The sequence below is a fragment of the Shewanella sp. SR44-4 genome, from assembly GCF_014163715.1.
In the GTDB taxonomy this organism is placed as follows: Bacteria; Pseudomonadota; Gammaproteobacteria; order Enterobacterales; family Shewanellaceae; genus Shewanella.
Genome location: NZ_JACJDU010000120.1, coordinates 1 through 1,083, shown reverse-complemented (window position 1 = coordinate 1,083; position 1,083 = coordinate 1). Strand labels below are relative to the sequence as shown.

1 protein-coding gene and 1 pseudogene are annotated in these 1,083 nt (G+C 43.2%); both read left to right on the top strand.

The features are described 5' to 3' along the window. Positions 1 to 303, top strand: a 303-nt coding sequence (locus tag H5125_RS21650; protein ID WP_259395519.1) for a flagellin, incomplete at its 5' end; no start/stop codon positions are given. Positions 304 to 544: 241 nt separating this feature from the next. After that, positions 545 to 1,083: pseudogene (locus tag H5125_RS21645) on the top strand (flagellin); the annotation flags it as partial.

Sequence of the window (1,083 nt, the reverse complement as noted above, 5' to 3'; positions counted from 1 at the left end):
GGCATTAACTTGAGCACTCAGGATGGTGCTCAAGATGCGATTAGTATTATTGATGCGGCGATTGCGAGTATTGACAGTCAGCGCGCTGATTTGGGTGCGGTGCAAAACCGGATGAACTTTACCATCAGTAACTTAAGCAATGTGCAAACTAACGTGACAGATGCGCGTAGTCGTATTCAAGATGTAGACTTTGCGTCTGAAACTGCCCAGTTAACTAAGCAGCAGATTCTATCGCAAACCTCTTCTGCGATGTTGGCCCAGGCTAACCAGTTACCACAAACAGCGTTATCATTACTAGGTTAATATATTAGTACAATTAGCAGAGCTAAGTTCGCTCATGCATTAAATGGAAGCAGACTGCTAGGCAGTCTGCTTTTTTGTTGTTTGTTTTTAAATGATTTTAATATCATTTTCTTGTAGATTATTATTTTTGAGATTTTAGCTAAAGGTTTTTTAGTGCGTGCCGTTACAGTGTATGTAGAAAATAAACTTCGCCTGACAGTACTGACAGGCACTATTTAAGTTAGGTAGAGGGCAAAAAATTATGGCTATTTCGGTTAACACTAACGTCACTTCGATGAAGTCTCAGAATTCGTTAAATAGCGCCAACAGCAAACTGTCGACGTCAATGGAGCGCCTATCTACTGGTATGCGTATTAACAGCGCCAAAGATGACGCTGCGGGTTTACAAATTTCTAACCGTATGTCGAGCCAAATCAATGGTATCGGTGTGGCAATGCGTAATGCCAACGACGGTATTTCAATGGCTCAAACCGCCGAAGGCGCGATGAGCGAGTCAACCAATATTTTACAGCGTATGCGTGACTTGTCTTTACAGTCGGCTAACGGGTCTAACTCAGCTGATGACCGCACCTCAATGCAAAAAGAAATTACTTCATTGCAAGATGAGTTGACCCGCATCGCTGACAGCACTTCTTTTGCTGGAAGTAAGTTGGTAGATGGCTCGTTTGGCACTAAAAACTTCCAAATTGGTGCCAACGCCAATGAAACCATATCATTAACCATGAAAGACGTGTCGTCAGCGGCTATTGGTCGCACCTACCAGAGCTTCGATACAGCGAC